We start from the raw sequence: 26065 nt of genomic DNA, 5'->3' as shown, positions 1-26065 counted from the left end.
AAATGATACATTTGTACTCTTTTAATAAAAATTTATGAGTTCGCATAGTCATCAAAATCTTCATAGCAAGCTTTCAGCTGCTGGTTTATTAATAACTTTAGGCATAATTTATGGTGACATTGGTACTTCACCATTGTATGTAATGAAAGCCATAATTGGAGATAGTCCAATAAGCAAAGATCTTATTCTTGGCGGATTGTCTTGTATTTTTTGGACATTAACATTACAAACAACCCTAAAATATGTAATAATAACACTTAGTGCCGACAATCATGGCGAAGGTGGAATTTTTGCATTGTATGCGTTAGTAAAAAGAACAAAAATACAATGGTTGATAGTTCCTGCAATAATTGGAGGTAGCGCATTGTTAGCAGATGGTATTATCACGCCTCCTATTTCTGTTTCATCTGCAGTAGAAGGATTAAGAATATTTAAGCCAGACATTCCAACTATTCCTATTGTAATAGCAATATTATTTGTATTGTTTACCATTCAACAATTTGGCACCAAGCTTGTTGGAAAATTCTTTGCACCAATGATGCTTATTTGGTTTAGTATGCTTAGTGTTTTGGGAATAATTCAAATGGCTACCAATCTTTCAGTTTTTAATGCTATCAATCCATATTATGCATATCATTTATTAACTTCAAACGTTAGTGATCAAGGATTTTTTATATTAGGTGCCGTTTTTCTATGTACAACTGGTGCAGAAGCATTGTACTCTGATATGGGACATTGCGGAAGAAAAAACATTAGAATAAGTTGGATTTTTGTAAAGTCGGCCTTGGTTTTAAATTATTTTGGTCAAGGTGCCTATTTACTTTCCCATCAAGGAAAAACTCTAACCGAATTGGCAAAGTCAAATCCAAATCCGTTTTATCTAATTATGCCCGATTGGTTTCAGCCAGCAGGAATTGTAATTTCAACCCTAGCAGCAGTAATAGCATCTCAAGCATTAATAAGTGGTTCTTTTACTCTAATTAATGAAGCTATGAGATTAAATTTTTGGCCAAAAGTGAAAATCAAGTTTCCAACAGATGTAAAAGGACAACTGTACATTCCATCTCTAAACTGGATGTTATTTTTTGGCTGTGTCGGAATAGTGATATATTTTAGAGAATCTAGTAATATGGAGCATGCCTATGGCTTAGCAATCATTTTATGCATGATAATGACCACCATTCTATTGAATTTTTATTTAATAATGAAACGTGTAAAATGGTATTTTATAGCACCTTTAATTTTAATTTATCTAACTATTGAATTTAGTTTTCTAGCCGCTAATATTACCAAATTTAAAGATGGCGGTTTTGTAACATTATTTATTGCTTTAATTCTAATAGGAATTATGTCAACTTGGTTCTTAGCCAAAAAAATTAGTAAAAATTACACTAAAATTGTCAAAATAGACACTTACAAAAAAGTATTGGCCGAACTTAGTGTAGATTTATCAATACCAAAATATGCAACACACTTGGTTTATATGACCAATGCAACTCGTACAGACGAAATTGAAGAAAAAGTAATGTATTCTATTTTGCAAAAAAGACCAAAAAGAGCCGATATATATTGGTTTATTCATGTTAATATTTTAAGTGAACCTTACAAAAAAGAATATAGAGTTACACCAATTGTTGAAGACGACTTGTACAGAGTTGATTTTTATTTAGGCTTTAGAGAACCTACTAAAATAAATTTAATGTTCAAAGAAGTTATTAAAGACATGGTAAAAAAAGGAGAAATGGACATTACAAGTCGTTATGAATCATTAAATAAAAATAATATTATTGGCGATTTCAAATTTGTCCTTTCAGAAAAATTCCTATCCAATGATAGTGATTTAACTTTTTTTGAAAACATAGTTATGAATGCCTATTTCTTCATGAAAAAATTTAGTTTATCAGAAGAAAAAGGTTTTGGTCTAGACAGTAGTTCTGTTAAAGTAGAACAATTTCCAATGGTGCTTCATCCGCCTGAAATTATTGATATGAAAAGGATTGAATGTACAACCATAAATTAAGAGTTAATATAAAATACAAAGAAGTATTCTTGTACTACCAAAAGGTTTTAAAAGAATACTTCTTTCTTTATATAAAAAAGCAATACCTTTGCAGGCTGATTTTTTAATACCATGAGATTACACCGAAATTTAGTTTACACTACAATTGATTCCCTTAATGCCATCTTTAATGAAGGTGAATATGCTGATAAAGTTGTGGCAAGAGCACTAAAAAAAGACAAACGTTGGGGAAGTTCAGACAGAAAGTTTGTTGCAGAAACCATCTACGAAGTAGTACGATGGAAACGATTGTACGCCGAAATTGCAGATGTTAAAGAACCCTATAATCGTGACGATTTGTGGAGAATTTTTGCTGTATGGGCTGTTCTACGTGGATTTCCTATTCCAGATTGGAGACAACTTGAAGGAACACCCGAAAGAAAAATTAAAGGAAAATTTGATGAATTATCAAAAATTCGAAAAATGCGAGAATCTATTCCAGATTGGATGGATGAAGTTGGGGTAAAAGAACTAGGTGAAGAACTTTGGACTAAAGAAATTGCTGCTCAAAACCAACAAGCAAAAGTTATTTTAAGAGTAAACACATTAAATACTACCAAAGAAAAATTGCGTGCTATTTTAATGGATTTAAATATTGAAACCGAATTTTTACCCAATCAACCTGATGCATTAGTCCTTAAAGAAAGAGCCAATGTTTTTTTGACAGATGCTTTTAAGCAAGGCTTGTTTGAAGTTCAAGATGCTTCCTCACAGCTTGTTGCTCGTTTTCTAGATGTACAACCTGGCATGAGAGTTGTTGATACTTGCGCAGGTGCAGGCGGAAAAACATTGCACATGGCTTCACTAATGGAAAACAAAGGTCAATTAATTGCAATGGATTTATATGAAAGTAAATTAAAACAATTAAAACTAAGAGCCAAAAGAAACGGAGCTTTCAATATTGAATATAGAATTATTGACACTACTAAAGTTATCAAAAAACTTCATGAAAAAGCCGACAGAGTTCTTATTGATGCACCTTGCAGTGGTTTGGGTGTTTTAAAAAGAAATCCAGATGCTAAATGGAAATTACAACCAGAATTCATTGATAATATAAGAAAAGTACAAGCAGAAGTTTTAGAGAATTATTCTAAAATTGTTAAACCAGGCGGAAAATTGGTTTATGCAACTTGCTCAGTTTTACCTTCTGAAAATCAAGAACAAATTAAGAAATTTTTAAGCACAGATATTGGTAAAAGTTTTACTTTTGTAAAAGATTCCAAAGTGCTTGCTTCTCAATCTGGTTTTGATGGATTTTATATGGCTTTATTAGAACGAAATTTATAAAAAAAAACATGAAAAAAATAATTACTTTAATTACATTTTTATCTGTAGTAATTGGGTTTTCACAAGAACTACAAAAATTTACACCAATTGATGCACTTCCGCAACCTCCGGGTTATTATGCGAATGCAACAGGCACAGGTTTAACATTGAAAACACAATTAAAAACTATAATCACTAACGGTCACAATGACCAAGGTTATGGATCTCTTTGGAGTCTTTATTCTAGTGCTGCTTTTCGTGATACTTATTATGAAAATGATAATTCACTAATTGATATATACTCAGAGAATCCTACTGGTGTTGATCCTTATAATTTCACATCAACTGGGCAACAATGTGGAAATTATGCTAACGAAGGCGATTGTTACAACAGAGAACACATTGTTCCTCAAGCCTATTGGGATGCAGTAGCAATAAACCCAATGAAAAATGATCCTTTTCACGTTGCGCCTGTTGACGGAAAAGTAAACGGACTAAGAGATAATTTTCCATACGGAAAAGTAAATGTTGCATCTAATACTACTCTAAACGGATCTAAACTTGGATCCAATTTAAATTCAGGATATTCTGCTGGATATACAGCAACAGTTTTTGAACCAATAGATGAATTTAAAGGAGATATAGCTAGAAGTATTTTCTATTTTGTTACACGATATGAAGATGATTTAGTAAGTTTTTTCAATACTGCTACAGTAGTTTCCAAAAACATGTTTGATGGTACTGCTAACAATGCTATCTCACCAACTTTTTTAAATATTTTAATAACTTGGCACAATTTAGATCCTGTAAGTCCTAAAGAATTAGAACGAAACAATACGATTTTTAATTACCAAGGAAACAGAAACCCATACATTGATCATCCAGAATATGTTTGCCAAATTTGGGCTACTGCATGTGCTGCATTAAGTAATCCTACATTAGAAATAGCTTCAATATCAGTTTATCCTAATCCTTCTAATGATCACAAAATAAATATTGATAGTGATGTTGCAATTGATGATATTCAATTAATAAATATTAATGGACAATTGATGATGGAAGTTAAGAAACCAGTTTTCAATAACAATTCTTATACACTTGATAACTTGCCACAAGGTTTTTATTTCTTGAAACTAAGTTCAGAAAATCAATCGTTGGTTAAGAAAGTAATTATTAACTAACCGAATACATAGCTAACAAAAAAAAAGAGCTTTAGACAATTCTAAAGCTCTTTTTTTATACCTATTTTTTTAATTTATTCCTCTTCTTCAGATGCGTTTGACTTAGAATAGTTGCGCCATTTTTCAATGCAATCTGTCATATCCTTTGGCAATTCGGTGTCAAATCTCATGAATTCTTTAGTTGTAGGATGAATAAATCCAAGTGTTTTTGCATGTAGCGCTTGTCGTGGCAATGTCTTAAAACAATTGTCTATAAACTGTTTATATTTGGTAAACGTAGTACCTTTTAATATCAAATTTCCACCATAACGTTCATCATTAAACAACGTATGTCCAATGTGTTTCATGTGTACACGAATTTGATGTGTACGACCCGTTTCCAATTTACAAGAAACTAAAGTTACATAACCAAAACGTTCCAATACTTTATAATGAGTAACAGCATGTTTACCGATTTCTGGATCGGCAAAAACCGACATTTGCATTCTGTCTTTTACATGACGAGCAATATTACCAGTTACCGTTCCTTCTTCTTCTTTAACATTTCCCCAAACTAAAGCAATATATTCTCTTTCGGATGTTTTATCTTCAAATTGCTTTGCCAAATGCGTCATTGCAATTTCTGTTTTGGCAACAACCAAAAGTCCAGAAGTGTCTTTATCAATTCTATGAACCAAACCTGGACGTTCTGAACTGTTTAAAGGTAAATTTTCAAAATGAAACGCCAAAGCATTTACCAAAGTTCCGGTATAATTTCCGTGTCCTGGATGTACTACAAAATTTGGTGGCTTATTGATAAGCAACAAAGCATCATCTTCATAAACAATATCCAACGGAATATCTTCTGGATCAACCCTATTTTCATACGGTGGATGCGATAATAAAATACGAATTACATCAAGTGGTTTTACCTTATAATTAGATTTTACAGGAACATCATTTACATATATATCGCCACTTGCAGCAGCATTTTGAATTTTATTTCTCGTAGCATTTGGAACCATCAACATCAAATACTTGTCTATTCTTAAAAAGGCTTGACCTTTGGGAACGTCAAATCTATAGTGTTCAAAAAGTTCTTCTTCTGGTTCTTGAAAATCAATATTATTGCTCATTTGGAATGGTATCTACAGGAGTTTCATTATTAGGGATTGAATCTAGTTGTGTTTCGTCAAAAACTACTTTTCCGTCACCTAGAACTAAATCAATTTTGGATGCTTTTAGTACTTTGGTTCCGGGTTTTATCTTTTTACCGTTCATCCACATTTCTAGCACCATGTCTTTTCCTATGTAAGGAACATATTTTATTTCGCCTTCTTGAAGACCAATAGCCTTTAATGTTGGAACGGCTTGACGGTAGGTTTTTTCAATCAAGTCTGGAACAGCAACCATTTTAAAAGTTGAAGCATTTAATTTAATATAAATTGTTCTTCCTCCTTTAACTTTAGATCCAGCCGTTGGCTCTTGTTGTACCACAGTAAGTTTTGGAAAATTTGGATTATAATCAACTGTATCAATAATTTGATAATCTAGATCTAGCTCGTCTAGCTTCTCCTCTACTTGCTCAGGATTTAGTTTGCCCAAATTGGGTACCGTAATTTCATCACCGTGATTGGTAATAAAAGTAATCCAGTGAAAAAACAAATAAGCAAGCACAGCTAATATTGCCAAAGCAGCAAGAAGCTGAGCGAAAAAGACGCGACTAGTTAAATATTTACGTAAACTCATAAATAAAATATATTTATCGCAAAGATATAAATTCCTAAAGGTATTTGGTTTGAAAAAAAATGATAATTTTGTTTTATACTAATCAAAACTTAATTTTAGAGTAAATGAAAAAAATTGCGATAATTATGGGAGGTTATTCTAGCGAATATAAAATCTCTTTAACCAGTGGAAATGTGGTTTTTAACAACTTAGATTCAACAAAATACAAGGGTTATTGCATTCATGTTTTTAGAGAAAAATGGGTTTATGTTGATGAAAATAAAAATGAATTTACCATTGATAAAAATGATTTTTCAGTAACTGTTGAGGGACAAAAAATAGTTTTTGATGCCGTTTTTAATGCAATTCATGGAACTCCAGGTGAAGATGGACTTATGCAAGCCTATTTTGAACTCCTTGAAATACCTCAAACATCGTGCGATTATTACCAAGCAGCATTGACATTTAACAAACGTGATTTATTATCAGTTTTAAAACCATACGGAATAAAATCAGCTACTTCTTATTATTTAAATTTAGGCGATGAAATCAATCAAGATGAAATTATAAAAACGGTTGGATTACCTTGCTTTGTTAAGCCAAACAAATCGGGATCAAGCTTTGGAATATCTAAAGTAAAAACTCAAGACGAATTATTATATGCCATTGCAAACGCTTACAAAGAGGACGATGAGATAATCATTGAAAGTTTTCTAGACGGAACAGAAGTTTCTGTAGGTGTAATAAATTATAAAGGTGAAATTACTGTTTTACCAATTACAGAAATTGTTTCAGAGAATGATTTTTTTGATTACGAAGCCAAATATTTAGGTAAATCGCAAGAAATTACACCGGCCAGAATTACAGAGGAAATTGCTGAAAAAGTGAGAAATGCTGCCAAAAAAGCTTATACTATTCTAAAAATGAAAGGGTTTTCTAGAAGCGAATTTATCTTGGTTAATGGCGAACCATTTATGTTAGAAATGAATACCATTCCGGGTTTAACAACAGAAAGTTTAATTCCGCAACAAGCACGTGAAGCAGGAATTTCGCTACAAGATCTATTTACAAATGCAATTGAATTGGCATTAAATAACTAAATAATTTATGTTTTTTTTACTTGGAACAAATTCTTATACAATTAAAAAAGGAACTATTGATAATGTCGTTTGTCCAATTTGTAGATGTATAACAAAGCTAAATTATTCTGTTCATTCTCGGTATACTCAAATTACATTAATTCCAGTTTTTCCAGTAGATAAATATGCTGTGGTATCTTGTAAAAATTGTAATACTAGTATTGAACTTGATGAATTAGATGAAAGTACTCTATCAAAATTAGCATTACAAAATAATAATTTAAAAAGTCCTATTTGGATGTTTTTTGGTAACTTTGTTATAGTATGTAGTATTTTTTATGGTATATACAGTTATTTCAAATTTGATTCTGAAACTGATTCATTCATAAAAAAACCAACTGTTGACGATGTATATTATTGTAAAGATTCTAAAGGATATTATTCTACTTTTAAAATTGATAAAGTTTCAAAAGATATTATTTTTGCTACTCAAAATGAATATCAAACCGATTTACCCTATACAATTAAAGATATAGACAAACTAGAAAATTATGCCAATTCTAAAATATTTTTTTCTAAAAAAGAGCTGTTAAAAAGCTACAATGACGGAGAAATTATTTCGATAAAAAGAAACTAACCAAAACCAAAAACTATGATTTTTTACGGAACTAAAGCCAGCAACTTAAAAAACGGACAATTAATTAATGTAGATTGTCCACATTGCGAAACCAATACCTCAATGACTTACAGCATCTTCGGAAAATATGCTCACATCTATTGGATTCCATTTTTTCCTGTTAGTAAAATTACTGTTGCTGAATGTAATAATTGTAAAAAAACATTTGAATTTAAAGAATTACCTGAGGCAGTCAAAACCAAATTTGAAAGAGAAAAAGAAAAATATCCTGTTAAAACTCCAATTTGGATGTTCTCTGGATTTGGCGTTGTTGCTGTTTTAGTTGGCATTGCAATGTTTATTTCAAGTCAAACCAAAGACAAAGAACAAGCTTACATTAAAAACCCAAAAGTTGGTGATGTCTATAGTTTTAAAGTAGAAAAGGAATACTCAACAATGAGAGTAGATAAAGTCACAAAAGATTCTATTTATTTTACATATAACGATTATATCGTTGATAAATCTTCAGGAATTGACAAAATTGATATCGAAAAAAACTACACCATAGAAAAAGATGTAACTACCCAAAAGGCATTGCAAGAATTATATAAAAAAGAAACTATTTATTCAATAGACCGAAAATAATGAAAAAAGCAATTTTCCCAGGTTCGTTTGACCCAATAACCAATGGACATTATGACATAATCAAAAGAGGCATTTCACTATTTGATGAAGTAATTGTAGCCATCGGAATCAATGCAGAAAAGAAATACATGTTTTCATTAGAAGACCGAAAACGTTTTATTGAAGATGCATTTAAAGACGAACCAAAAGTAAGAGTCATCACTTACGAAGGACTTACAATCGATTTATGTAGAAAGGAAAAAGCCGATTTTATTCTTCGTGGTTTAAGAAATCCAGCCGATTTTGAATTTGAAAAAGCCATCGCACACACCAACAGAAGATTGTCTAAAATTGAAACTGTTTTTCTATTGACAGCATCCAAAACGTCTTATATTTCATCAAGTATTGTTCGCGATGTATTGAGAAATGGTGGTGATTATACGGTTTTGGTACCCGATTCTGTGAGGATTTAGTTTTCAGTCGCAGTCTCAGTTTTAAGCTCGACATACTGAAAACTGAGACTGCGACATACCTACTCCTCTTTCTTAACAACTTTCCTAGCCACTTCAATCTTAAATTTCTTACCTTTCATTTTTACGTCACGAATATTGGAAAGAAATTCTTTTACTTTTTTAGATTTTACGGCGGCAAACGAAATGAAATCTTTTACTTCAATCAAACCCAAATCGCCTTTTTCTAGTTTTCCTTTTTGAGAAAAGAAACCTACAATATCAATTTTATTCAACTTGTTTTTCTTGCCACCACTTACATAAATTGTTTGAAATTCTGGTGGTTTTGGTAAAGTTGTAGCATTTTCTACATTCAAAACTGACATTCCATAATCTAAATAATCTGATTTTTTCTCACTTTCATGAGCAACAATATAAGCCGTTCCTGAAGCTAACATTCTAGCCGTTCGTCCGTTTCTATGGGTAAATTCGTCTTCTTTTGACGGTAAATGATAATGAATAACGTGTTTCATTTCGGGAATATCCAAACCTCTTGCTGCTAAATCGGTTGTAACCAAATAACTAACACTTCCGTTTCTAAACTGAATCAAAGCACGTTCACGCTCATCTTGATCCATTCCGCCATGATAATATGTTGAGTAAATTCCTTTTTCGTTTAATGTATCGCTAATTCTTTCTGCCGCATCACGATGGTTGCAAAAAATAATTGCAGCTTCCGATTTTAAAGAACAAATCAAATTGAAAAGCGAATTGATTTTATCTTTATCCTTAGAGACTACCATTTTCAAAGAAAGATTAGAATTTTCTTCTTCATTTGGAATAAAATCTAAAACTGTTGGATTTACAACTCGGGTATATTTTGGAATTTCAATATCGGAAGTTGCCGATACCAAAACGCGTTTGTTCAACTTATTTAGTCTTGCAATGATAAATGACATTTGCTCATGAAAACCCAATTGCAACGATTTATCAAATTCGTCAAGAATTAAAGTTACAACAGTGTCCGTTTTAAAAGTTCCTCTATCAATATGATCAGCAATTCGTCCTGGAGTTCCTATTAAAACCGCTGGCGGATTGGACAAATTCTTAATTTCTGTATCAATAGAATGTCCGCCATAGCAAACATTTACTTTATAATCGGTTCCCATTTTTTTCCAAACTTGTTCAATTTGCAAACCTAATTCTCTTGATGGAACCAAAATCAAACATTGAACCGTATTAATTTCGGGTTGCAACATTTCGAAAATAGGGAGTAAAAAAGCTAATGTTTTTCCAGAACCAGTTGGCGAAAGAAGTAAAACATTAGTATCATTCAAAATAGCATCTTGTGCCATTTCTTGCATTTCGTTTAAGCTTTCAATACCTAAATTTAAAAGTAAATTGGTAGAATGTGGATTTTTATACATTTTGCAAAGGTAAACAAAAAGTAATCAGTGTTTATTAGTACTTTTAGAAAACCAAATTACTTTGTATTATAACTTTGTTCTTCTTGAAACAACAATTTGATATTTTCATACGAGTTTTTCAATGCTTGTTTAATTTCTTCTGGATTTAACCAAGCAACTTTCTCAATTCCTTCGTTGACTTGCGGTACCAAAATACCATCATAATCGGAAATCATTTCATACCAATGCGTAATTTTTAATCTATAAACACCATTTCGCTTAAAAACGTGGTAGGTTTTTTGTAATTTTCTTGTAATTTTTAGTTTATCTACGCCTGTTTCTTCTTCAACTTCTCTTACAGAACAAGCTTCAATATCTTCACCTTTATCGCAACCGCCTTTTGGTAAATCCCACTTTCCATTTCTAAAAATAAATAAAACGTCGCGGTTTTTATTATAAACCAATCCGCCTCCAGCCTTCTTAACTGGAATTTTTTCTTTTACTTTCTTTAAAATTTCCTTTTCATCAGGATAATATAAATAAGCCTTTGAAATTTTATTATTGAACATTTTAACTATAAGTTGTTCAATATCAATACTTTCAAGAAGAAACAACTGAAAATCAGTTTCCTTCGCGACTTCATTTGTCAAAAAAAGTGGTTTATCGTTCACAAAAACTTTATACATTTGTAGTATGATTTTTAATAAAGAAACAGCCGAAAAAACAGCCGAATTGCTTTTACAAATAAATGCAATTAAATTGAATCCGTCAAATCCTTTTAAGTGGGCTTCAGGCTGGAACTCACCAATTTATTGTGACAATCGTCTAACGCTTTCATTTCCAGCGATTAGAAATTACATTCGCGATGAATTTTCTAAACAAATAGAAGAAATTTACGGAAAACCCGATGTTATTGCTGGTGTTGCTACTGGCGCAATTGGAATTGGTATTCTAGTTGCAGAAGAACTTGGACTGCCATTTGTGTATGTTAGACCAGAAGCAAAAAAACACGGAAGGCAAAATCAAGTAGAAGGTTTTCTTCAAAAAGGACAAAATGTTGTTGTTGTAGAAGATTTAATTTCTACTGGAAATAGCAGTTTACTTGCCGTTGAAGCCTTGAAAGAAGCTGGAGCAAATGTAAAAGGAATGTTAGCTATTTTCTCTTACGGATTTGATGTTGCATCAGAAAATTTTAAAAATGCCAATGTTGAATTGCATACATTAAGTAATTATGAACATCTTTTAGAGCTTGCCGTAGAAAAGCAATATATTGCAGAAGAAGAACAAAAAACATTGCAAGAATGGAGAAAAAGTCCATCAACTTGGAGTGTATAAAAAAGTTTTTGAGTTACAAGTTGCGAGTTATAATCAAAACAAAAAAATAATTTAAAATTCACTTTGTGCCTTAGAGCCTTTGTGGCAAAAAATAAAAAAATGAACTTAGAAAGCCCAAAAGTAACTGTAGAAAAATCGGCTGAGTATTTGTTTACTCAATTATCCGATGTAAAGAATTTTGAGAAATTAATGCCCGAAAATATTGCTAAATTTGAAGTTCTTGGCGATGATATTTTCAATTTCGGATTAAAAGGTATGCCCGAAATAAAGTTGCGAATGAAAGAAGGAATTCCTTTTTCTAAAGTTAATCTTGCTGCTGCAAGTGATAAACTTCCTTTCACTTTGGTTGCAAATATTGATGCTGTTTCTGAAAATTCTAGTGAAGTAAAATTAGACTTTGAAGGCGATTTCAATCCAATGATGGCAATGATGATTAAAGGTCCAATTACAAAGTTTATTGAAACTTTAGCTGAAAACATGCATAAACTGTAATAGTTTTTATGAGATAATAAAAAGAAAGAGACTAGTCGTTAAAAGCTATTCTCTTTTTTTTATTTACTACTAGTATAACATCTGAATTTCTTTTATTCCATAGGTTTTTACTGTATCATCCTCCAACATCACTTCAAGCATTCCTTCACTTGAAACGCCTTGAATGATTCCCATAAATCTACTTTTATCACTGTCTTCAAAAGGCATAGGAGCATTGATTTTAAATAAACATTTGTGGTAATCATCCCATATTTTAGGAGATTGATTAGAAAGTATCAAACTACAATTTCTTTTTATTTGAAAAATAATTTCTTGCCAAATGGTTTCTAAATCATATTCTTTGTTCATTACCAAGGTCATTGAAGATGCTTTGGGTAGCTTATCAAACTTATTTTGATTGACATTTAAGCCAATTCCAACTACAGATTCGATGGTGTTGTCAGATTTAAAACTGTTTTCTATTAAAATGCCACCTAATTTCTTAGTATCTGACATAATGTCGTTTGGCCATTTTATAGATAATTTAGGTAAATTATACGATTCTAAAACATGAATAACAGACAAAGCAACAGCAACATTCAAATGAAATATTTGGTCGATATCTTTCAATACATCTTTAACCAAAGTACTCATTATAAGATTTTTACCACTTTCAGAATCCCATATAGAACCCATTTGACCTTTCCCTTTTGTTTGGGTTTGGGCTACAACTGTTAGGAAATTCTCTACTACTTGTTTTCGGGATAAGTCCTTTAAAAAATCGTTAGTAGAATCTATGGCATCGAGTTTGATTAAGTTCATGGGAATTATTTTAGTAAAACAGTGTTTAAACTTGTGTTAAGCATCAAAAATAATGACAAATTTTGATACCTTTGCAAATTATATAAAATTTAGATGACAAAAAATACAGTTAGTACAGATGTTTTATTAACAAACATCATTAAAGGAATAGAAGAAGTAAAAGGAAATGATATTGATATCCTTGATTTAAGAGCAATAGACACAGCGGTTTGTGATTATTTTGTAATCTGTAATGGTACTTCAAATACACAAGTTAATGCTATTGTTAACTCCATTCAAAAATTAGTTTCTAAAGAACTTAAAGACAAACCTTGGCATGTTGAAGGTACAGACAACGCCGAATGGGTTTTAATGGACTATGTGAGCATTGTTGTTCATGTATTTCAAAAAGAAATTCGTGAATACTATAATATTGAAGGACTTTGGGGTGATGCTAAAATTACTTCGTTAGAAAACAAAAACTAAAAGCACTACAAAATAATGTCAGAAAACAAAAAGCCAAGCGGTTTAAAATTTAGTCCATGGTGGATATCAGGAGCTATAATTTTTATGTTTATTTTGTTAAACATATTCAATAGTTCAAGCTTACAAGATCCGTCAATAATTTCGACATCTAAACTTGATGCCCTAATTGATGGAGGTCAGGTTGAAAAAATTATTACATATAATAATAAAACAGCCGAAATCTTTTTAACCAAAGAAGCACTAAAGTTAAAGGAAAATAAAAAAATTGCAAAAGATGTTTTTGGAAATTTTAATAAAGGCCCGCATTATTCTACAAAAATTCCTAGTGCAGAAAATTTTGAGAAAAAATTAGTTCAAGCTAGTAAAGATAAAAAAATTAAAAGTTACGATTTTCAAGAAAAAAGCGATTGGACAGAATATATTGTTGGATTCCTTCCAATGATTATATTAATTGGTGTTTGGTTGTATTTCATGAGACGCATGTCTGGTGGTGGCGCTGGTGGTGGCGGAGGTCAAATCTTCAACATTGGAAAATCTAGAGCTAAATTATTTGATGAAAAGTCAGAAGTTAAAACAACTTTTAAAGACGTTGCCGGATTAGAAGGAGCAAAAGAAGAAGTACAAGAAATTGTAGAATTCTTGAAAAATCCAGAAAAATATACAGTTTTGGGTGGAAAAATTCCAAAAGGAGCACTTTTAGTTGGTCCTCCCGGAACAGGAAAAACATTATTAGCCAAAGCTGTTGCAGGCGAAGCTAAAGTGCCTTTCTTCTCACTATCAGGATCTGATTTTGTTGAAATGTTTGTTGGTGTTGGTGCCTCTCGTGTTAGAGATTTATTTAAACAAGCCAAAGAAAAATCACCAGCAATTATCTTTATCGATGAAATTGATGCTGTTGGTCGTGCAAGAGGAAAAAACAGCATGTCTGGCGGAAATGACGAACGTGAAAACACATTGAACCAATTGCTTACAGAAATGGACGGTTTTGGAACAAATACTCACGTAATCGTAATTGCTGCTACCAACAGAGCTGATGTTTTAGATAAAGCATTAATGCGTGCTGGACGATTTGACAGACAAATTTATGTTGACTTACCAGACATTCGCGAAAGAAAAGAAATCTTTGAAGTGCACTTAGCACCACTTAAAAAAGTAGAAAATTTAGATACCGATTTCTTAGCCAAACAAACTCCTGGTTTCTCTGGTGCTGATATTGCAAACGTTTGTAACGAAGCTGCTTTGATTGCTGCTCGTAATAACAAAACAGCTGTAGACAAACAAGATTTTCTTGATGCTGTAGACAGAATTGTTGGCGGATTAGAAAAGAAAAATAAAATTGTTACTCCAGCAGAAAAAAGAGCAATTGCAGTTCACGAAGCTGGACATGCAACAGTAAGTTGGATGCTAGAACACGCTGCGCCACTTATTAAAGTAACAATCGTACCTAGAGGTCAAAGTCTTGGTGCTGCTTGGTATTTGCCAGAAGAACGATTGATTGTTCGTCCAGATCAAATGCTTGATGAAATGTGTGCAACAATGGGCGGAAGAGCTGCTGAAAAAGTTGTATTTGATACCATTTCGACTGGTGCATTGTCAGATTTGGAAAAAGTGACCAAACAAGCTCGTGCAATGGTTACTATTTATGGATTGAACGAAAAACTTGGGAATGTAACTTACTATGATTCATCGGGTCAAGGAGAATACAATTTCAACAAACCTTATTCAGAAGATACAGCAATAACAATTGATAAAGAAATTTCACTTTTAATTGAAGGTCAATACCAAAGAGCTATACAATTATTGACAGAAAATAAAGATAAATTGTTACTTCTTGCAGATATTTTAATTGAAAAAGAAGTTATATTTAAGGACGATTTAGAAACTATTTTTGGAAGACGTCCTTATCAAAAAGACAACGAAGATTTAGCTGACTTGACGGTTTAAAAAATATTAAAATATAAAATATTAAAAATCTTAATTCAAAAAATGCTTTTGAATTAAGATTTTTTTATCTTTGAAAGTTTTCAGGTGATAAATAAAGAATATTACATACTACTATGAGTCTTTTTAGAAAAATATTTGGTTCTGGCAATGATGCTTCCGATGAGGAAAACCAAAGCGAATATAACACTCCCAAACCTTCTAACCTTCCGGTTGATGACTTGTTCACATTTAATTTTAAAAAGAATGGCGGCAAGTTTATCTATTGTGAAAATTTATCAGAAGTAAGAGAACAGTTTGAAAATATATTAGAAGAAAATGATTGGTTTGAAAGTGAAGTTTTGTGTTATGAACCCAAGTTATACAACCTTTTGGACGAAAATAAATTAGTTTACACAAGTCCAAGTAATCCAAAATTCTTTTTTGCAAGTTGCGAAAATTTAATTGCAGACGAAGGTTCGGTATTGTTTTCATCCAATCAAATCAAACAAAAAAAACCAAACGAATTGCCAGATAGTATTGTGATTTTAGCAACAACAAGTCAGATATTAGAAACAAAAAGTGATGGTTTGCGTGTTATTAAAAAGAAATATGACAAAGACTATCCAACTAATATTACTACCATAAAATATTTTGAAAAAGTTCAAGACGAAGATTTCTTAACTTATGGAAGTTCTGCTAAAAATTTATATCTTTTGCTACTTGAAGATTTGTAATAATGAATGAAACTCTAAAACGAGCAATTTCTGGTGCTATTTATATTATTTTATTATTAGCTTCCATCCTATTTTCAACAGAAAGCTTTTTCATCTTGTTCGGAATTTTTCTGCTCATTGCAGTGTATGAATTTTGTAGTTTGATTCAAATTAATAAAATTTTTCCATTAGTTTTTGCATTCCTATTTTACGCTATAGTTACTGCTGTTAGCTCGTATAGAAGCGAAACACAAAGCCTACTTTTTGATATTTTCAAAAAACGGTATGAAATTACTGTAAATTTAAATCAATTGAATCTTGTTTTATTAGTTATTACGCTTGTAGTTTCTATAAAATGTATTCTTTTTTTGTTTTATGATTCTATTCAAAAAATAAGTAATTCATCCAAATATCTTTACTTATTAGGATACATAATTCTACCTTTTATCTTCATTACCAAAATATCGTTCGGAGTAAAAGATTACAATCCGAAAATTATTATTGGTCTTTTTATTCTTATTTGGACCAACGACACCTTTGCGTACATTGTTGGAAAATCTATTGGAAAACACAAACTTTTAGAACGTATTTCTCCCAAAAAAACTATCGAAGGATTTGCTGGCGGTGTAGTTTTTGCTGTTCTTGCTGGTTTTTTAATATCAAAATATTATATTCAGGCTGGCCCAAAACATCTTGATAAATCCATATTAATTTGGACAATAATCGCTGTAATTGTTGGTGTTATAGGCACAATAGGTGATTTAATTGAATCCAAATTTAAACGAATAGCTGGTGTAAAAGACAGCGGAAAAATAATGCCAGGACACGGAGGCATTCTAGATCGACTAGATAGTGTTATATTTGTAGCACCATTTGTATTTTTATTTTATCAAATTTTAAATTATGTTTCATAAAGAAGGCGCAAAAATCATTCTTATTTCAACTTCATTATTTGTAATATTGTTGTTAGTTTCTCCATTGGTATTTTCAAACCCATGGATATTAAAACCTGTTCAGCTATTTTTACTTTTATTTCTATTGATTATTTTACAATTTTTTAGAAATCCAAACCGACAATTAGAAGTAAACGATTACAACATTATTGCTCCAGTTGATGGAAAAGTTGTAGTAATTGAAGAAGTTTTTGAACCAGAATATTTCAAAGACAAACGTTTGCAAGTTTCAATATTTATGTCACCAATAAATGTTCATGTAACGCGTTATGCTACTAGCGGAAAGGTAAAATATAGCAAATACCATCCTGGAAAATATTTGGTTGCTTGGCATCCAAAAGCGAGTACCGAAAACGAGCGAACTACAGTAGTTATAGAAAATAGAATTTTTGGCGAAATAATGTACCGACAAATTGCAGGTGCTTTAGCAAAACGTATTATAAACTATGCTGAAGAAGGAACACAAGTGCGTCAAGGTGATGATGCTGGATTTATAAAATTTGGTTCAAGAGTAGATTTATATTTTCCGCTTGGAACTACAATTAATGTAAAATTAAACCAAAAAGCTGTAGGAAACAGAACCATAATTGCCTCTAAATAAATGCAAGAAAAAAACCTAGAAACACGTTTTGAAGAAGCTGTTGCATTAGCCAATGCAATGACGCAATCCTCATTGCCTCAAGATGTGCAACTACGTTTATATGCACTTTATAAACAAGCTACTCATGGAACTATTGATAACAGAATTTATCCAGTTTATGATTTGAGAAATGCTTTTAAAATGAATGCTTGGATGCAAATAAGTCATTTATCGCAAGATGAGTGTAAAGAACTCTACATTGAAGCCATTCATTCATTATCTAAAAAGAAATAGACCAATGAAAAAAATAGTTGTCCTTTTATTTTGTTCTCTTTTTGCGTTTTCTATTGGATCATGCAAAAGAAAGAAATATACCGAAGTTGTTGAAGTTCCGCTTCCTACTGCCGAAGAAAAAATGACTATTGGAATTCCCGAAGATGTAAAAGCAGAAGCTGGTGCATTTGAAATTGCAAAACTTGCTTATAGCTATGATGTATTTGCGACAAAAATTGATCCATTAACAATGGAAATGCATTACTCTAAACATTATTTAACTTACACGAATAATTTAAATAAGGCATTAGCAGGAACAGAATTAGAAAATATTCCGATAGAAGATATTTTCAAAAAATTAGACATGACCAATGCCGATTTGCGCAACAATCTTGGCGGATATTTCAATCATACCCTATATTTTGATATTATAACACCGAAGGATAGCGGAAAACCATCAGATACTTTATCAAGTGCTATTGATAAAGATTTTGGTTCGTTTGAAAATTTTAAAACATCATTTAGTGATACGGCTACAAAACAATTTGGTTCCGGTTGGGCATGGTTAGTAGTTGATAAATCAGGAAAATTACAAGTTACAAGCACACCCAATCAAGACAATCCTTTAATGCCAAGAATGGAAATTGCTGGAACACCAATATTAGGATTAGATCTTTGGGAACACGCTTATTACTTAGGATACCAATATAAAAGAAAAAATTATATTGATAATTTCTTCACCATCATCAACTGGAAAAAAGTTAGTGAAAGATATGAAGATGCTATAAAAAAATAAAAACTACACTTTTTATTGGATTTTTTTAGTCACTTTTATTATACTATCTTTACAAAGTGAAAAATACAGCTAAATTTGTCTTGTTATCTATTTTCTCTGCACTATTTTACTTAATTCTAAGTACGAGTAGTAATCTGTCAGTTACAAACAACAAGGCAAATAATGGTACAGAGAATTCTCAAAAAGAGAAAATAAAATCTATAAATTCTGATCATTTTGTTTGCCTTTCTTCAAGAAGTATTTCTTTCACTAAAAACAATCCGAGTAACGTATTTAAAGTTGTTTCAAACACACTTTTTATCCATACTATTGCTATAGAACGATTGTTTAATACTACATTTTCAGTCTATAAATTTTATGCAATTAATGGAATTGTTAGGTTTACCCAAACCGATATCATCTTTCCATTTCACTATTTCTGGTAATTTAAAGATACAAATCTTGCTTGGTCAAGTACGTAAAATCAATTTAGTAATAAACAAGAACTTTTTTTAATTACTAACTACTATTTGTATAATTTAAATTAATAAAAAATGGATTTAGGAACCTCAATTATAGGCGTAATCATAATAATTACTTGTGTTTTACCTTTTGTTTTAATCTGCATTAAAAAACGCAAACAACACAAGAAAGTAATCGATAATTTATCAAATATTGCAAAAATGAATAAAGCAACCATTGAAACAAATGAAATTTGGAATCAATCTGCAATAGGATTTGACGCTACAAATAAGATGCTTTTCTTCTCAAAAAAAGCATCTGAAAGCGGTACATTTGAAGCATTAAATTTATCAGAAATTATAAAAAGTAGTGTTGTGAAATATCAAAATAATAACCAACCCATCAACCGACTTGAATTGAAGTTTGAATTTAATGACAAAAATAAATCTGATAAATCAATTGAATTTTATAACCAAAATGAAACACTATCGTTGGTTAATGAACTAGAACTTATTGAAAAATGGAATTCAATTATAACTAAAAGCATATAATTCATTTTTGTTCTTTAAAGATAATCCTCAACTATTAATTTGGTTGAGGATTTTTTTTGTGCTAATCTATTCATTTAAAAACATAAAAAAATCCTGATTTCTCAGGACTTTACTTTTATTTTAAACCAGCAATACTTTGCTCTATGGTTTCTATTTTTGCTAAAGCATCGGCTTCTTTTTTACGTTCGTTTTCAATGATTTCTGGTTTGGCATTGGCTACAAACTTTTCATTTGATAATTTCACTTGTACCGATTTTAAGAAACCTTTGGTGTAAGTTAACTCCTCTAATAATTTAGCAATTTCGGCAGCAACATCAATATTTCCTGTAATTGGAATAAAGTATTCGTTAGATTTCACTCTATACGACAATGCGCCATCTACTTTATCGGAAACATATTCTAGAGCAACAATATTTCCAAGTTTCATTATAACCGAATCAAAATGAGAAGGAACTTTTTCGTTGTTCACCACTTTCAAATCGATTGCCTCTTTAAACGGAATGTTTTTGTCTTTTCTGATGGTTCTAATACCCGAAATTACTTCTATTGTAAAGTCAAAATCAGCTATTAATTTTTCATCATACGCTTTTGCTATTGGCCATTCGGCAACAATTAAAGCTTGTTCTGGAGTTCTATCAGCAATATATTGCCAAATTTCTTCAGTTAAAAACGGCATGAACGGATGCAATAATTTCAAATTATTTTCAAGCATTTCAATAGCTTTATCAAACGTTGCTTTGTCGATTGGTTGTTGGTACGCTGGTTTTATCATTTCTAAAAACCACGAACAAAAATCGTCCCAAACCAATTTGTAAATAGACATCAAAGCTTCTGAAATTTTGTACTTATCAAAATTTTCTTCGATTTCTAATAAAGTTCTTTGCAACTTGGTTTGATACCATTCGATTGCTACTTTAGACGATTCTGGTTGCGGAATTGCATCTGAAACTTCCCAACCTTTTATTAGTTTGAATGCATTCCAGATTTTGTTAGAAAATGCTTTTCCTTGATTGCATAATTCTTCATCAAACATGATATCGTTTCCTGCAGAAGCACTTAAAAGTAATCCTACACGAACACCATCGGCTCCAAATTTTTTGATTAATTCTAACGGTTCTGGAGAATTTCCTAATGATTTAGACATCTTACGACGTTGTTTATCTCGAACTAAACCTGTTAAATATACATTAGTAAATGGTTTTTCGCCAGCATATTCGTAACCTGCAATAATCATACGAGCAACCCAAAAGAATAAAATATCTGGACCAGTTACTAAATCATTGGTTGGATAATAGTAGTTAAAATCTTCACTTTCTGGATTGGTAACACCACCAAAAACTGCCATTGGCCAAAGCCATGCAGAAAACCATGTATCTAATGCATCGGCATCTTGACGCAGGTTTCGAGTTTCGAGTTTCGAGTTTTGAGTTTTGAGTTTCGCAAGCTCAAGTGCTTCCTCAATATTTTTGGCTACTACGAAGTCTTCTTTCCCATCGCCATAAAAATAGGCAGGAATACGATGTCCCCACCAAAGTTGACGTGAAATATTCCAATCGCGAATATTTTCTAACCAGTGTTTGTAAGTATTATTAAATCGTGACGGATATAGTTTTACTTCGTCGGTTTCTAAAACGGCTTTTATGGCTGGTTTTACCAATTCTTCCATGCTTAAAAACCATTGATCTGACAATCTTGGTTCGATTACTGCTTTGGTTCTTTCGGAAGTTCCTACTTTATTAGGATGGGTTTCTGTTTTTGTTAAAGTACCAGAATTTTCCAATTCGATTGCTATTTCTTCACGAACAACAAAACGATCTTTTCCTTGATAATGCAATCCGAACGAATTTAAAGTTGCATCTTCATTGAAAATATCAATAATTTCTAGATTGTGTTTTTCTCCTAGCGTTTTATCATTCATATCGTGCGCTGGAGTCACTTTTAAACAACCAGTTCCGAATTCGATATCTACATATTCGTCTTCTATAATAGGAATTACTCTTCCAGAAATTGGCACGATTGCTTTTTTTCCTTTTAAATGTGTAAATCGTTCGTCGTTTGGATTGATACAAATTGCAGAATCTCCAAAAATAGTTTCTGGACGCGTTGTTGCAACCGTTAGGAAATCTTCTGAACCTTCTATTTTATAGTTTAGGAAATATAATTTTCCTTGACGTTCTTCAAAGATTACTTCTTCGTCAGACAAAGTTGTTTTAGCTTCTGGATCCCAATTTACCATTCGGTAGCCACGATAAATCAATCCTTTGTTGTATAAATCTACAAATGAATGTATTACAGATTCCGACATGTCGTCGTCCATGGTGAATTTGGTTCTGCTCCAATCGCACGAACATCCTAATTGTTTTAGTTGTTCTAGAATTGTTCCGCCATATTTATTGGTCCAATCCCAAGCGTGTTTTAGAAATTCTTCACGCGTTAAATCGTTTTTATTAATTCCTTCGCTTTTTAGTTTGGCTACAACTTTAGCTTCGGTTGCAATTGAGGCATGATCTGTTCCTGGAACCCAACAAGCGTTGAATCCTTTAAGACGAGCACGACGAATCAATACATCTTGAATGGTATTGTTAAGCATGTGTCCCATGTGCAAAACTCCAGTCACGTTAGGTGGCGGAATTACAATGGTATAAGGAGTTCTATGGTCGGGTTTGGATGTAAAATAGTCGTTTTTCATCCAGTAGTCGTACCATTTATTTTCTACTTCTTTGGCGTTGAATTGTGCAGGAATCATTTATATTGTTTAAAAATGTTTATAAAAAATTTATTTTAAGGTTGTTTCAAACCTGATTACAAAAATTCAAATCATTAACCTTCTAGCCCTGATAGTAGTGGAAATACTTGTTTTTTCAAGTATTGCAACGGATAGCAGGAATATGGATTATTGATAAATCCCGAGCGATTCGCTCCTAATTAGTTGGAAACTGAGGAGTTCAAATCTTGGTACGTTTTTTGTAATATTAAATGCAAAAGTAAGTATTATGTGCTTTTATAAAAAATTAAGAATTAAATTTTTGTGTATTAATTTAAAGTAAGTAATTTTACGCTAACGAAATTAAAAAAAAGAAATGAAAAAAATTATATTTTTTGCTGTTGTAATGGTGAGTACTGTAGGTTTTTGTCAGGCTAAAATTGAGTTTAAAGATAAGGAAAACACGATTGACTATGGCACTGTTTCTAAGGAAAGTGATAGTGGCGAAAGAAAATTTGAGTTTACAAATACTGGTGATCAACCGTTGGTTATTACTAATGTTAAATCTACGTGTGGTTGTACTGTTGGTAGTAAGCCTAGTGCGCCAATTATGCCCGGAAAGTCAGATTTTATAACGGTTAAATACAATATGAATCCTGGTCCAATTAGAAAAACTATTACTATTGAAACGAATGCTGTAAATGTAGAAGGCGGTATGGTTGCTTTAAAAATAAAAGGTGAAGTTGTTGTAAAACAAGAAGTTAATCCTCTAGAAAAGAAAAAAAATCTATTGATGGAAAAATCATAAAAAATGAAACGCTTGCTTTATGTGAGCGTTTTTTTTATAAAAGACTTTTTAGCTGAAATTTAAAATTTAAAATTTTTCCTTTTCTTTCAATTTCAAATTCTATTGTTCTTCCTTCTTCTGATTTTAAAAGGTCATTTATTTTTTGGAGTGAATAATTGTAGGCATTTTGATTATTTATTTTTAAAATAATGTCTTCTTTTTTAAGTCCTGCCCTATCTGCTGGTGAATCTTTGCGAATGTTGGCTATTACAAATAATGGTTTTAACTGAAATTTATATTTAAAATTACCATCAATTTTTTCATCTGTAAGAGTACTAAATTTCACTTTATTGGTTGAGAAATCTTCATATTTTTCCTGTATCCATTGCAATCCCTGATGTTGTACGTCTATTCCCGACATATTAAAATTAAAGAATTGATCGTATTGATCATTTTTTTTTAGGTAAATAAAGTTTAAATTATAATCAAAAACTACTGTAAAACGTCTCATTATTTCTGAACCAATTGACCCAAGTCGGCCTTCTACTTTATCTATTTCGGTTGTTGCCACAGCGTCTGGAAAAGCCACTAAGGGTTTAATAAACATAAAATCTCCAATTTTAAAAGCTTCAATTCTTGCTCTTTTACCAAAAACGTCACCACTAAAACCTTTTCCTAAAAAATCCTCAAAGTTTAATTTGGGAATTTTAACTTTGTCGTTATTGTGCTTAAAAAACCATACAGCGTCATTGTTTCCTGTGTCAATTAATAACTTTGATTCTAATGATTGTTGGTTATTTTCAAAAAAAGAATTTGTGTTTACATAAGGTTTTCCATCAATTAATTGAATAGGAATTTTAGTGTACTTTTTATTCAGAGCTAATTCAAGTTTTTTAGAGTTTTTATAAATTGTAATTTTATGGGTTTCATAATTTATTTTAATTTTATTGTTTTTAAAAAAATGATAACCAATAATTCCGTTAACTGGAATTCCAATTTGGAATGAAATATTAATGTTTTGGTCAAGAACTAAATAAATAATATGATTGAAATCGGTGTAGTTTTTAATTGAAAGCTTGTTGTTAAAAGATTTAAATCCATCAAAAGATTCATTGCTTCCAAAACCTCTAATTTTAACTTTTTCAACTTGAGAAAAGTTTATTTCTTCAGTATCATTAATACTAAAAAGAATTGATTCTTGAACACCACTGTCCAATAAAAAATTTAGTGTAACACCATTAACCTCAATAGGAATTATTATTAAATTATTTACAAACTGAAAAGTAATAGTTGTTTTAGATTTATTGTTTTCAAAATGAAAACCATCTTGAGCCCAAACTATTTGAGTAAGAAAAATAAGAAAAAAATGTATTGACCTATTTTTCATCAAACTATATTTTTTATAAATTTAATAAATTATTCAACTAGAAATGTCATTTTTAATAATTAATACAATAAAAAATCGCAAATTTGCACAACTAAATTTTCAATTATGCCAAAAGTTTCAAATAAAGGAAAACAAATGCCCGAGTCACCGATAAGAAAATTGGTTCCTTATGCAGATATTGCTAAGAAGAAAGGGAATAAAGTATATCATTTAAATATTGGTCAACCCGATATTAAAACTCCAGAAGTAGCATTAAATGCAGTAAAAAATGCCGATATTAAAGTACTAGAATACAGTCATTCTGCAGGTTTTGAAAGCTATAGGACAAAATTATCAACCTATTATAAAACACATGGTTTGCCAATTGATGTTCAAGACATTATCATCACAACTGGCGGATCTGAAGCATTGCTTTTTGCTATGGGAAGCACTATGGATGTTGATGATGAGATTATAATTCCAGAACCTTTCTATGCAAATTATAATGGATTTTCAACAGCTTCTGGAGTAAAAGTTGTTCCTGTCATTTCTACAATTGATGATGGTTTTGCACTACCTGCAATTTCAGAGTTTGAAAAATTAATCACTCCTAAGACTAAAGCAATTCTAATCTGTAATCCCGGAAATCCTACAGGATACCTATACTCGCAAGAAGAAATACAACAACTAGCAGAATTAGTGAAAAAACATGATCTATTCTTAATTGCCGATGAAGTGTACCGAGAATTTATCTATGATGAACAAGACAAACATTATTCTGTAATGAATATTCCAGGTATAGAAGAAAATGCTATCATGATAGATTCAGTTTCTAAACGTTACAGCATGTGTGGCGCCCGAATAGGTTGCATCGTTTCTAAAAACAAAGAAGTTATGGCAACCGCAATGAAATTTGCACAAGCACGTTTAAGTCCGCCAACTTTTGCACAAATTGCAAGTGAAGCAGCGCTTGACACACCTCAAAGTTATTTTACAGAAGTAATTGAAGAATATAAAGAACGAAGAGATATCTTGGTTGCAGCTCTAAGTAAAATTGAAGGCGTAAAAGTAGGCACTCCCAAAGGCGCTTTCTATTGTATAGCACAACTACCTGTAGACAATGCAGATAACTTTGCACAATGGCTTTTAGAATCCTACGATTTAAATAAAGAAACAGTAATGGTTGCGCCTTCAGCAGGTTTTTACTCTACTCCCAATGTTGGTTTAAATGAAGTTCGCATTGCTTACGTTTTGAAAAAAGAAGATCTTGTTCGCTCCGTAGAAATACTAAAAGAAGCATTAAAAGTTTATAATTCTAAATAATAAGAAGCGAATGGCTTGGGCTTTACAGCGATGCCTATTCCTGCTGTCCGTTCTATCTTTCACAAAAAAAGCTCCTTTAAAATGGACATGCCCCAAAAAGTTAGACACTATTTGGGGCATTTTTTATGGAAAGAAAAGTTAAATATGATTATGCATTTAAAGAAGATTGCATAAA

Annotated in this window: 27 protein-coding genes; 20 read left to right on the top strand and 7 right to left on the bottom strand. The window is 31.4% G+C overall.

All coding sequences use genetic code 11. The annotated features are described in order from the left end of the window. Positions 1-34: 34 nt before the first annotated feature. The 3 genes from ACH2CG_RS07675 (at position 35) to ACH2CG_RS07665 (ending at position 4506) form a co-directional block, all read left to right on the top strand. A complete protein-coding gene (locus ACH2CG_RS07675; protein ID WP_395063836.1) occupies positions 35-2020 on the top strand; it encodes a KUP/HAK/KT family potassium transporter in 1986 nt (661 codons plus the stop codon). A 111-nt stretch (positions 2021-2131) separates the two neighbouring features. Further along, positions 2132-3346: an RsmB/NOP family class I SAM-dependent RNA methyltransferase gene (locus tag ACH2CG_RS07670; protein ID WP_395063834.1), complete on the top strand. Its 1215-nt coding sequence runs from the start codon at positions 2132-2134 to the stop codon at positions 3344-3346. Positions 3347-3354: 8 nt separating this feature from the next. Next, positions 3355-4506 carry an endonuclease gene (locus ACH2CG_RS07665; RefSeq protein ID WP_395063832.1) on the top strand — a complete coding sequence of 384 codons (1152 nt, stop codon included), beginning with the start codon at positions 3355-3357 and terminating at the stop codon, positions 4504-4506. A 74-nt stretch (positions 4507-4580) separates the two neighbouring features. Here the strand turns inward: ACH2CG_RS07665 and ACH2CG_RS07660 are convergent, their stop codons facing one another. Together ACH2CG_RS07660 and ACH2CG_RS07655 are read right to left on the bottom strand one after the other, a co-directional pair. Further along, the gene (locus ACH2CG_RS07660) at positions 4581-5621 is read right to left on the bottom strand and encodes an RluA family pseudouridine synthase (protein ID WP_395063830.1); all 1041 of its coding nucleotides are present in this window, start codon (positions 5619-5621) and stop codon (positions 4581-4583) included. Continuing rightward, on the bottom strand, positions 5611-6234 hold the full coding sequence (locus ACH2CG_RS07655) for a PASTA domain-containing protein (RefSeq protein WP_395063828.1): 624 nt from the start codon (positions 6232-6234) through the stop codon (positions 5611-5613). Before ACH2CG_RS07655 ends, ACH2CG_RS07660 begins: the two co-directional genes overlap by 11 nt. 104 nt (positions 6235-6338) lie before the next feature. Here ACH2CG_RS07655 and ACH2CG_RS07650 point away from each other — a divergent pair, with 104 nt between their 5' ends. Genes ACH2CG_RS07650 through coaD form a run of 4 tightly spaced genes read left to right on the top strand, consistent with a single transcriptional unit; the run spans position 6339 to position 9005 of the window. Next, entirely contained in the window at positions 6339-7313 is a 975-nt protein-coding gene (locus ACH2CG_RS07650; protein WP_395063826.1) for a D-alanine--D-alanine ligase, read from the top strand. A gap of 7 nt (positions 7314-7320) precedes the next feature. Then, entirely contained in the window at positions 7321-7929 is a 609-nt protein-coding gene (locus ACH2CG_RS07645; protein ID WP_395063824.1) for a zinc-ribbon domain-containing protein, read from the top strand. 15 nt (positions 7930-7944) lie between these two features. Beyond that, positions 7945-8553 carry a hypothetical protein gene (locus ACH2CG_RS07640; RefSeq protein ID WP_395063822.1) on the top strand — a complete coding sequence of 203 codons (609 nt, stop codon included), beginning with the start codon at positions 7945-7947 and terminating at the stop codon, positions 8551-8553. Beyond that, positions 8553-9005, top strand: coding sequence for a pantetheine-phosphate adenylyltransferase (coaD, locus tag ACH2CG_RS07635; protein WP_395063820.1), 453 nt, complete (start codon positions 8553-8555; stop codon positions 9003-9005). Before ACH2CG_RS07640 ends, coaD begins: the two co-directional genes overlap by 1 nt. Before the next feature lie 59 nt (positions 9006-9064). Here coaD and ACH2CG_RS07630 read toward each other — a convergent pair whose 3' ends face one another. Together ACH2CG_RS07630 and ACH2CG_RS07625 are read right to left on the bottom strand one after the other, a co-directional pair. Then, positions 9065-10408 (bottom strand): DEAD/DEAH box helicase, encoded by a 1344-nt coding sequence (locus ACH2CG_RS07630; protein ID WP_395063818.1) that lies wholly within the window; start codon positions 10406-10408, stop codon positions 9065-9067. A gap of 56 nt (positions 10409-10464) precedes the next feature. Next, positions 10465-11073, bottom strand: coding sequence for an NUDIX hydrolase (locus tag ACH2CG_RS07625; protein ID WP_395063816.1), 609 nt, complete (start codon positions 11071-11073; stop codon positions 10465-10467). A 7-nt stretch (positions 11074-11080) separates the two neighbouring features. Here ACH2CG_RS07625 and pyrE point away from each other — a divergent pair, with 7 nt between their 5' ends. Together pyrE and ACH2CG_RS07615 are read left to right on the top strand one after the other, a co-directional pair. Continuing rightward, the gene (gene pyrE / locus ACH2CG_RS07620) at positions 11081-11722 is read left to right on the top strand and encodes an orotate phosphoribosyltransferase (RefSeq protein WP_395063815.1); all 642 of its coding nucleotides are present in this window, start codon (positions 11081-11083) and stop codon (positions 11720-11722) included. A 99-nt stretch (positions 11723-11821) separates the two neighbouring features. Then, positions 11822-12214 carry an SRPBCC family protein gene (locus ACH2CG_RS07615; protein WP_395063813.1) on the top strand — a complete coding sequence of 131 codons (393 nt, stop codon included), beginning with the start codon at positions 11822-11824 and terminating at the stop codon, positions 12212-12214. Positions 12215-12283: 69 nt separating this feature from the next. Here ACH2CG_RS07615 and ACH2CG_RS07610 read toward each other — a convergent pair whose 3' ends face one another. Beyond that, on the bottom strand, positions 12284-13015 hold the full coding sequence (locus tag ACH2CG_RS07610) for a biotin--[acetyl-CoA-carboxylase] ligase (RefSeq protein WP_395063811.1): 732 nt from the start codon (positions 13013-13015) through the stop codon (positions 12284-12286). A gap of 93 nt (positions 13016-13108) precedes the next feature. Between ACH2CG_RS07610 and rsfS the strand changes: the two genes are divergently transcribed. The 9 genes from rsfS (at position 13109) to ACH2CG_RS07565 (ending at position 19710) form a co-directional block, all read left to right on the top strand. Next, a complete protein-coding gene (rsfS, locus tag ACH2CG_RS07605) occupies positions 13109-13480 on the top strand; it encodes a ribosome silencing factor (protein WP_395063809.1) in 372 nt (123 codons plus the stop codon). A 15-nt stretch (positions 13481-13495) separates the two neighbouring features. Then, complete coding sequence (gene ftsH / locus ACH2CG_RS07600; protein ID WP_395063807.1) at positions 13496-15424, top strand: ATP-dependent zinc metalloprotease FtsH; 1929 nt, start codon at positions 13496-13498, stop codon at positions 15422-15424. Between the two features lie 113 nt (positions 15425-15537). After that, complete coding sequence (locus ACH2CG_RS07595; protein WP_395063805.1) at positions 15538-16137, top strand: lactate utilization protein B/C; 600 nt, start codon at positions 15538-15540, stop codon at positions 16135-16137. Between the two features lie 2 nt (positions 16138-16139). Beyond that, entirely contained in the window at positions 16140-17030 is an 891-nt protein-coding gene (locus ACH2CG_RS07590) for a phosphatidate cytidylyltransferase (protein ID WP_395063803.1), read from the top strand. Beyond that, positions 17020-17670: a phosphatidylserine decarboxylase family protein gene (locus ACH2CG_RS07585; protein WP_395063801.1), complete on the top strand. Its 651-nt coding sequence runs from the start codon at positions 17020-17022 to the stop codon at positions 17668-17670. Before ACH2CG_RS07590 ends, ACH2CG_RS07585 begins: the two co-directional genes overlap by 11 nt. Continuing rightward, a complete protein-coding gene (locus ACH2CG_RS07580) occupies positions 17671-17943 on the top strand; it encodes an acyl-CoA-binding protein (RefSeq protein WP_395063799.1) in 273 nt (90 codons plus the stop codon). A gap of 4 nt (positions 17944-17947) precedes the next feature. Next, entirely contained in the window at positions 17948-18718 is a 771-nt protein-coding gene (locus ACH2CG_RS07575) for a superoxide dismutase (RefSeq protein WP_395063798.1), read from the top strand. Positions 18719-18774: 56 nt separating this feature from the next. After that, positions 18775-19143, top strand: coding sequence for a hypothetical protein (locus tag ACH2CG_RS07570; protein WP_395063796.1), 369 nt, complete (start codon positions 18775-18777; stop codon positions 19141-19143). A 108-nt stretch (positions 19144-19251) separates the two neighbouring features. Then, positions 19252-19710 carry a hypothetical protein gene (locus ACH2CG_RS07565; protein WP_395063794.1) on the top strand — a complete coding sequence of 153 codons (459 nt, stop codon included), beginning with the start codon at positions 19252-19254 and terminating at the stop codon, positions 19708-19710. 115 nt (positions 19711-19825) lie between these two features. Here the strand turns inward: ACH2CG_RS07565 and ACH2CG_RS07560 are convergent, their stop codons facing one another. Beyond that, positions 19826-22456: a valine--tRNA ligase gene (locus ACH2CG_RS07560; protein ID WP_395063792.1), complete on the bottom strand. Its 2631-nt coding sequence runs from the start codon at positions 22454-22456 to the stop codon at positions 19826-19828. A gap of 334 nt (positions 22457-22790) precedes the next feature. Between ACH2CG_RS07560 and ACH2CG_RS07555 the strand changes: the two genes are divergently transcribed. Continuing rightward, a complete protein-coding gene (locus tag ACH2CG_RS07555) occupies positions 22791-23222 on the top strand; it encodes a DUF1573 domain-containing protein (RefSeq protein ID WP_395063790.1) in 432 nt (143 codons plus the stop codon). A 34-nt stretch (positions 23223-23256) separates the two neighbouring features. Here ACH2CG_RS07555 and ACH2CG_RS07550 read toward each other — a convergent pair whose 3' ends face one another. Beyond that, the gene (locus ACH2CG_RS07550) at positions 23257-24588 is read right to left on the bottom strand and encodes a PDZ domain-containing protein (protein ID WP_395063788.1); all 1332 of its coding nucleotides are present in this window, start codon (positions 24586-24588) and stop codon (positions 23257-23259) included. Positions 24589-24693: 105 nt separating this feature from the next. Here ACH2CG_RS07550 and ACH2CG_RS07545 point away from each other — a divergent pair, with 105 nt between their 5' ends. After that, complete coding sequence (locus tag ACH2CG_RS07545) at positions 24694-25890, top strand: pyridoxal phosphate-dependent aminotransferase (RefSeq protein WP_395063786.1); 1197 nt, start codon at positions 24694-24696, stop codon at positions 25888-25890. The last annotated feature ends 175 nt before the right edge of the window (positions 25891-26065 follow it).

The sequence above is a fragment of the Flavobacterium sp. genome (assembly GCF_043778725.1).
GTDB lineage: Bacteria > Bacteroidota > Bacteroidia > Flavobacteriales > Flavobacteriaceae > Flavobacterium.
The sequence above is the reverse complement of the archived record's forward strand: the minus strand, read 5'-3'. Positions and strand labels throughout refer to the sequence as shown.

Bases quoted from the DNA above. Each gene is read 5' to 3' on its own strand.
- ACH2CG_RS07675 (WP_395063836.1), top strand. From the start codon at position 35: ATGAGTTCGCATAGTCATCAAAATCTTCATAGCAAGCTTTCAGCTGCT.
- ACH2CG_RS07670 (WP_395063834.1), top strand. From the start codon at position 2,132: ATGAGATTACACCGAAATTTAGTTTACACTACAATTGATTCCCTTAAT.
- ACH2CG_RS07665 (WP_395063832.1), top strand. From the start codon at position 3,355: ATGAAAAAAATAATTACTTTAATTACATTTTTATCTGTAGTAATTGGG.
- ACH2CG_RS07660 (WP_395063830.1), bottom strand. From the start codon at position 5,621: ATGAGCAATAATATTGATTTTCAAGAACCAGAAGAAGAACTTTTTGAA.
- ACH2CG_RS07655 (WP_395063828.1), bottom strand. From the start codon at position 6,234: ATGAGTTTACGTAAATATTTAACTAGTCGCGTCTTTTTCGCTCAGCTT.
- ACH2CG_RS07650 (WP_395063826.1), top strand. From the start codon at position 6,339: ATGAAAAAAATTGCGATAATTATGGGAGGTTATTCTAGCGAATATAAA.
- ACH2CG_RS07645 (WP_395063824.1), top strand. From the start codon at position 7,321: ATGTTTTTTTTACTTGGAACAAATTCTTATACAATTAAAAAAGGAACT.
- ACH2CG_RS07640 (WP_395063822.1), top strand. From the start codon at position 7,945: ATGATTTTTTACGGAACTAAAGCCAGCAACTTAAAAAACGGACAATTA.
- coaD (WP_395063820.1), top strand. From the start codon at position 8,553: ATGAAAAAAGCAATTTTCCCAGGTTCGTTTGACCCAATAACCAATGGA.
- ACH2CG_RS07630 (WP_395063818.1), bottom strand. From the start codon at position 10,408: ATGTATAAAAATCCACATTCTACCAATTTACTTTTAAATTTAGGTATT.
- ACH2CG_RS07625 (WP_395063816.1), bottom strand. From the start codon at position 11,073: ATGTATAAAGTTTTTGTGAACGATAAACCACTTTTTTTGACAAATGAA.
- pyrE (WP_395063815.1), top strand. From the start codon at position 11,081: ATGATTTTTAATAAAGAAACAGCCGAAAAAACAGCCGAATTGCTTTTA.
- ACH2CG_RS07615 (WP_395063813.1), top strand. From the start codon at position 11,822: ATGAACTTAGAAAGCCCAAAAGTAACTGTAGAAAAATCGGCTGAGTAT.
- ACH2CG_RS07610 (WP_395063811.1), bottom strand. From the start codon at position 13,015: ATGAACTTAATCAAACTCGATGCCATAGATTCTACTAACGATTTTTTA.
- rsfS (WP_395063809.1), top strand. From the start codon at position 13,109: ATGACAAAAAATACAGTTAGTACAGATGTTTTATTAACAAACATCATT.
- ftsH (WP_395063807.1), top strand. From the start codon at position 13,496: ATGTCAGAAAACAAAAAGCCAAGCGGTTTAAAATTTAGTCCATGGTGG.
- ACH2CG_RS07595 (WP_395063805.1), top strand. From the start codon at position 15,538: ATGAGTCTTTTTAGAAAAATATTTGGTTCTGGCAATGATGCTTCCGAT.
- ACH2CG_RS07590 (WP_395063803.1), top strand. From the start codon at position 16,140: ATGAATGAAACTCTAAAACGAGCAATTTCTGGTGCTATTTATATTATT.
- ACH2CG_RS07585 (WP_395063801.1), top strand. From the start codon at position 17,020: ATGTTTCATAAAGAAGGCGCAAAAATCATTCTTATTTCAACTTCATTA.
- ACH2CG_RS07580 (WP_395063799.1), top strand. From the start codon at position 17,671: ATGCAAGAAAAAAACCTAGAAACACGTTTTGAAGAAGCTGTTGCATTA.
- ACH2CG_RS07575 (WP_395063798.1), top strand. From the start codon at position 17,948: ATGAAAAAAATAGTTGTCCTTTTATTTTGTTCTCTTTTTGCGTTTTCT.
- ACH2CG_RS07565 (WP_395063794.1), top strand. From the start codon at position 19,252: ATGGATTTAGGAACCTCAATTATAGGCGTAATCATAATAATTACTTGT.
- ACH2CG_RS07560 (WP_395063792.1), bottom strand. From the start codon at position 22,456: ATGATTCCTGCACAATTCAACGCCAAAGAAGTAGAAAATAAATGGTAC.
- ACH2CG_RS07555 (WP_395063790.1), top strand. From the start codon at position 22,791: ATGAAAAAAATTATATTTTTTGCTGTTGTAATGGTGAGTACTGTAGGT.
- ACH2CG_RS07550 (WP_395063788.1), bottom strand. From the start codon at position 24,588: ATGAAAAATAGGTCAATACATTTTTTTCTTATTTTTCTTACTCAAATA.
- ACH2CG_RS07545 (WP_395063786.1), top strand. From the start codon at position 24,694: ATGCCAAAAGTTTCAAATAAAGGAAAACAAATGCCCGAGTCACCGATA.